General features: G+C 28.9%; 6 protein-coding genes, 1 tRNA gene and 1 other annotated feature. Of the genes, 3 read left to right on the top strand and 4 right to left on the bottom strand.

The genetic code is table 11. The annotated features are described in order from the left end of the window. Positions 1-159: 159 nt before the first annotated feature. Positions 160-858, top strand: a complete 699-nt coding sequence (locus E6248_RS12395) for a metallophosphoesterase family protein (RefSeq protein WP_316341110.1) — start codon at positions 160-162, stop codon at positions 856-858. A 57-nt stretch (positions 859-915) separates the two neighbouring features. Beyond that, positions 916-1,168 (top strand) — a binding site (T-box leader). Positions 1,169-1,278: 110 nt separating this feature from the next. Continuing rightward, positions 1,279-2,673, top strand: coding sequence for an asparagine--tRNA ligase (gene asnS, locus E6248_RS12390; protein ID WP_316341109.1), 1,395 nt, complete (start codon positions 1,279-1,281; stop codon positions 2,671-2,673). A gap of 81 nt (positions 2,674-2,754) precedes the next feature. Here the strand turns inward: asnS and E6248_RS12385 are convergent, their stop codons facing one another. Together E6248_RS12385 and E6248_RS12380 are read right to left on the bottom strand one after the other, a co-directional pair. Continuing rightward, positions 2,755-3,021 (bottom strand): Dabb family protein, encoded by a 267-nt coding sequence (locus E6248_RS12385; RefSeq protein ID WP_316341108.1) that lies wholly within the window; start codon positions 3,019-3,021, stop codon positions 2,755-2,757. Between the two features lie 121 nt (positions 3,022-3,142). After that, positions 3,143-3,715, bottom strand: a complete 573-nt coding sequence (locus E6248_RS12380) for a histidine phosphatase family protein (RefSeq protein ID WP_316341107.1) — start codon at positions 3,713-3,715, stop codon at positions 3,143-3,145. Positions 3,716-4,037: 322 nt separating this feature from the next. On the opposite strand from E6248_RS12380, the gene E6248_RS12375 reads away from it, so the two are divergent. Next, a complete protein-coding gene (locus tag E6248_RS12375; RefSeq protein WP_316341106.1) occupies positions 4,038-4,730 on the top strand; it encodes a CDGSH iron-sulfur domain-containing protein in 693 nt (230 codons plus the stop codon). Positions 4,731-4,814: 84 nt separating this feature from the next. Here E6248_RS12375 and E6248_RS12370 read toward each other — a convergent pair whose 3' ends face one another. Next, the gene (locus E6248_RS12370) at positions 4,815-5,009 is read right to left on the bottom strand and encodes a hypothetical protein (RefSeq protein ID WP_136008103.1); all 195 of its coding nucleotides are present in this window, start codon (positions 5,007-5,009) and stop codon (positions 4,815-4,817) included. Positions 5,010-5,366: 357 nt separating this feature from the next. Then, positions 5,367-5,442 (bottom strand) — tRNA-Phe (locus tag E6248_RS12365). Positions 5,443-5,552: the final 110 nt, after the last annotated feature.

Raw genomic sequence — 5,552 nt, 5'->3', positions numbered from 1 at the left:
GTGAATATTATATTAGTTATTCACAAACCTTCTTTTCTTTATCCTAATACTTTTCTTTCAAAAAAGAAATAAAAATTTAATAAAAGTTACCACTCATATATATTTATATGAATAATTACTAGTGCTATAATTAATTATATTTATTAAGGAGGATTACTTATGAAAATAGCTGCCATATCAGATATACATGGGAATATTTACGCACTAATGAAGGTTTTAGAGGATATAGATGATGAAAGAGTTGATTTAGTAGTTTGTCTTGGAGACTTAGTTGGATATGGTCCTCATCCAAATGAGGTAGTAGCACTAATTAAAAGAAGAGAAATACCTTGCATAAAAGGTAATTACGATGCTTCTGTAGTCGATGGAGCTTTCACCTTTATAAGAGATACTTCCATTAACTCCTTTGCATTGCCTTGGGCATCTGAAGAAGTTCGTGCTTCAAATAAATATTACTTATCAGAATTACCAGCAGAACTAAACTATGATATTAACGGAGTAAAGATTAAGTTTACTCATGGAAGTCCTAATAGGATAAATGAATATCTTTTTGAAGATAGTAATGAGACTAAAAAAGTTATGGAAAACTTAGAAGAAGACATTCTAGTATGTGCTCATACCCATATTCCATCATATAAAAAATTTAATAATAAAACATTTGTAAATGTAGGAAGTGTAGGTAAACCAAAAATAGGCAGACCTAATGCTACTTACTGTATAATAAATATAAATGAAGATAAAAATATAGATGTAAAGTTTAAAGAAATTGAGTATGAATATAAGAGAATTGTTAAAGATGCACAGATGTTAAACTTTCCATCTCAATTAGTTGCATCTTATGAAAGTGGAACTGAATAAATAAATAAAAGTTGCAAAGCTTAGTAAATTGATGTAGAATCTTAATAAACTGTATATATTATTACTGTGAAGAGAAGAGTAGCTATTTGAAGGTAGTCTTAGCGAATAAGGGATGGTGTAAGCCTTATACGAAATCTTTAGTGAAGAACATCTCTGAGTTTCTAACCGAAAGAGTGATTAATTTTTATTATTACTTAAGTAGACTTAGACGGATTCAAGCCGTTATTTACTTGAATGACATTATATGTGTCTAATGAGTGGCTATTTATAGCAATTTGGGTGGTACCGCGAATATCCTTTCGTCCCTTATTTTTGGGGATGAAAGGTTTTTTTATACACTTTTTTAATTAGCAAGAAAAAATCTGAGGCCATATTACCTTTAGAATTTTTTATAAATAATTTTAACTAGGAGGAAAAAAAATGAGTAAAGTAATCTATGTAAAATCTCTTTATAGAAATCAAGAAGAATACTTATCTAAAGAAGTTAAAATTTCTGGATGGATAAGAACATTAAGAGCATCTAACGCTTTTGGATTTATTGAAGTAAATGATGGTACTTTCTTTAAGAATATTCAAGTTGTTTTTGATAACAAAATTGAAAACTTTAAGGAAGTTTCTAAATTACCTATTAGCTCATCAATAACTGTTGTAGGAACTTTAGTTGCTACTCCTGAAGCTAAGCAACCTTTTGAAATTCAAGCTAAAGAAGTAATAATAGAAGGATTATCTAACTCAGACTATCCTCTTCAAAAGAAGAGACATAGTTTTGAGTATTTAAGAACTATAGCTCACTTAAGACCAAGAAGCAATGCTTTTTCAGCTGTATTCAGAGTTCGTTCAGTAGCAGCTTATGCTATCCACAAGTTCTTCCAAGAAAGAGGATTTGTATATACTCACACACCAATTTTAACTGGAAGTGATGCTGAAGGTGCTGGTGAAATGTTTAGAGTAACTACTTTAGATATGAACAATGTACCAAAGACTGAAGATGGAGCTATTGACTTTAAGGAAGATTTCTTCGGTAAAGAAACTAACCTTACTGTATCAGGACAATTAAATGGTGAATGTTACGCATTAGCATTTAGAAACATCTATACATTTGGACCTACTTTTAGGGCAGAAAACTCAAACACAGCTAGACATGCTGCTGAGTTCTGGATGATAGAGCCTGAAATAGCTTTTGCTGACTTACAAGATGATATGGAATTAGCTGAAGATATGCTTAAATATGTTTTAGAATATGTTTTAGCTGAATGTCCAGAAGAAATGGCATTCTTTAACCAATTTATTGATAAAGGTATCTTAGATAGATTAAACCATGTTGTTTCATCTGACTTTGGTAAAGTAACTTATACTGAAGCTGTTGAAATCTTAAAGAAGGCTGATAAGAAGTTTGAATACCCAGTAGAATGGGGAATTGACTTACAAACAGAACATGAAAGATATCTTACTGAAGAACACTTTAAGAAACCTGTTTTTGTAACTGATTATCCAAAGGATATAAAAGCTTTCTATATGAGATTAAATGATGATGGAAAAACAGTTGCTGCAACTGACCTATTAGTTCCAGGAATCGGAGAACTTATCGGAGGAAGCCAAAGAGAAGAAAGAATAGATGTATTAACTAAGAGAATGTCTGAACTTGGTCTTAAAGAAGAAGACTATTGGTGGTATTTAGAACTTAGAAAATACGGAGAAACTAAACATGCTGGATTTGGATTAGGCTTTGAAAGACTTATCATGTATATTACAGGTATGTCAAATATCAGAGACGTAATTCCATTCCCAAGAACTACAGGACAATCTGATTTCTAATAAATTAACCCCTAGTAACTACTTTACTAGGGGTATTATTATACTTATTTTAAAACTCATAATCAATGCATTGCCTATTAGTTAAATTAGCCGTATAAACTTTCCTACTTTTACATGCTCATCATGAACTTGATAACAATCTAATTCTTTCATAGTTTCAAATTCACTTATTAAAATAACATCAGCAGTACAAGATTTTATAGGATCTATAATTACTTTTATAAATTTTATTCCTTCTATTTTATCTTTTAATGCTTCTAAGTCTTCCTTTACTTTTTTAGCATTATTATAATTCTCTTCCTTCGATAGATCTTCTCTATAATTCCAAGATACAATATGTCTAATCATATTATCTCCTCCTATATGTATTTCTAATTTTATTATACAGTAATTTGAAATATTTTCTATATACATAGATTAAGGAGCTCATTTATGTATTATATATATGCAATCAATTAATGTTTTATAATTATATTTTTGGTCTTATAACCTCTAATAGCTTAAACTTTTTATCTTGATATTCAAACTTAAAAATACTACAATTGGGAAATCCCTTTTTAAGCTCCTCTGCAGGATCTTGCCATGCTTTTAAAAAGTTAAAGCATGCACCGCCATGAGATACTGCTAAAACGACTTTATGATCTTCTTTTTCCATTATTTCTGTACAAGTCTCTACCATCCTATCTCTTACAGCATTTGAAGACTCACCACCATAGGAAACAAAAAATGTTTCATACTCTTTTGGTCCTTTAGGGTTTAAGTCTTCACTCTCCCCCTCAAACTTTCCAAAATTCATTTCCTTCAATCCTTTTAATCTTACATATGGAACCTTATTATCAGTTATAATCTCTAAAGTATCGCAAGCTCTTTCTTGAGTTGAAGAATAATAATGATCAATTTCGATATCTTTGAAGTATTCTCCTGCAACCTTAGCTTGTCTTATCCCTTCTTCTGTAAGAGGTGAATCACAAAATCCTTGTATCTTTCTTCTTGCATTAAATAATGTTTGTCCATGTCTCATTAAATATAAAATTTTCCCCATATCTTTCTCTCCTTACTTCCTAATATTTATATTATAATTCTACTAGTTAGAGTTAACTCTAAGTCAATACATTAATTATTTTTATATCTATTTTATTTATAAACATAAATTTTCTTAAACTTAATTTTATCTTGGCTTTATACATCTATATAGTGTTTAACTATAAACTATACCCATTAACTTACTTTACTCTATTAAGTTCTTTAAATCATTATTCTTATGTCTAATTATGGTATAATATATATATATTTCTTGTAATGTGTCAATTACAATACTAAAGTTATTAACTTTATAATTTCAACTTAAATAAAGGAGGATACAAATGAACTTTTATGAAAAAATCGAAGAAAATCTAAATGATATTTGCCTTGAATGTAAATTTTATAACACCCCTGAATGCGTACCATTAAAATGTAATATAGGTTTTGCTAAAAATGCTGCAGAAACTGCTAAGGTAAAAGGAAATCAACATATAGAAGATGGCTTAAAGTTAATTCCCAAAAACGATACTAAATTATATAATAAAACTCTTATTGCAAAAAGCATAGCAAGTATCTGCCGAGTATGTAAAGAATGTAATTTAGAACATAACGACAATTGTATAATATCCCTTGCTAGAAAATCTTTAGAAATTACATATTTGCAAGAAGACGTTATCTTCCCTGGAAGTATTCTAATGTACATAGTTAATATTGCTAAGCAAGATCAAAGCTTAGCTGATGCGATAAAGAAAGAATATGATAAACTTCTTAAAGAACCTACTGAAGAAGTTATTATGGACAAGTCTTTAATTGCAAAGAAAACTCCAATATTAGTAGATCTTAAAGAAAATGAAACTTATTTATGGTGCGCATGTGGAAAAAGTTCTAATGTTCCATTTTGCAATGGTGCTCATATAGGAACTGACTTCACCCCATTATCTTTTGTAGCTAAAAAGACTGGAAAAGCAAAATTATGTGCTTGTAATCACACTAAAACCCCACCATATTGTGATGGATCTCATTTAAAACTTTAAAAATAAAGCTGCTACATTTCTGTAACAGCTTTATTTAAAACACAATTTTTTGGGGAATCTATATTAATTTACTTATTAGCTATTTTACCTTTGTTTTCTCTTAAGATTTTTATAAAAAGAATATCCTAATGCTGATATTATACCTATAACTGATCCAGCTGAAAAAGTTAATATAATATTATCAATAAAAAACCCTAATAATATTCCTATTCCAGCTCCTAGAGCTATTCCTTTTGCCAAGTAATCATAATCCTGATCTGATAAAATTAACTTTTCCAAAACTGTAACACCCCTTTTATACTTTATACACTATATTATAATAGGTACTTCTTAAATAATTCTTAACGAAAACTTAAGGTATGATTAAATATATTTATATTATATAGCATATACCATAACTTGTAAAGGGTTATCTAATACTTTATTGTTTGTTTATAAAACTTTTTATAAGTTTTTTATAACCTTTTGTATAAAATTCATTAACTTGCAAAATACAAATCACTAAAAAAAGCAAAATAAAAAAACCCTTGAAAAGAGTTTTAACCATACTTATTCTTAATAATTTTTAATGAATTCTATACTAAACAATTCCATTCTTAGTTAATTAATTAAGGGTTGTCTTAGACAACCCTTACCTGGTGGCTCGACCAGGAATCGAACCAGGGACACGAGGATTTTCAGTCCTCTGCTCTACCGACTGAGCTATCGAGCCTCAACGATATATATTTCAATAAATTTTTCACAAATTGTCAATCTTTAATAATACTATTTTAAAAAATAGTTATTTTTATATTCATTAATAAATATAATACACTATAGTAC

The sequence above is a fragment of the Clostridium sp. genome, from assembly GCF_032552055.1.
In the GTDB taxonomy this organism is placed as follows: Bacteria; Bacillota; Clostridia; order Clostridiales; family Clostridiaceae; genus Clostridium.
The sequence above is the reverse complement of the archived record's forward strand: the minus strand, read 5'-3'. Positions and strand labels throughout refer to the sequence as shown.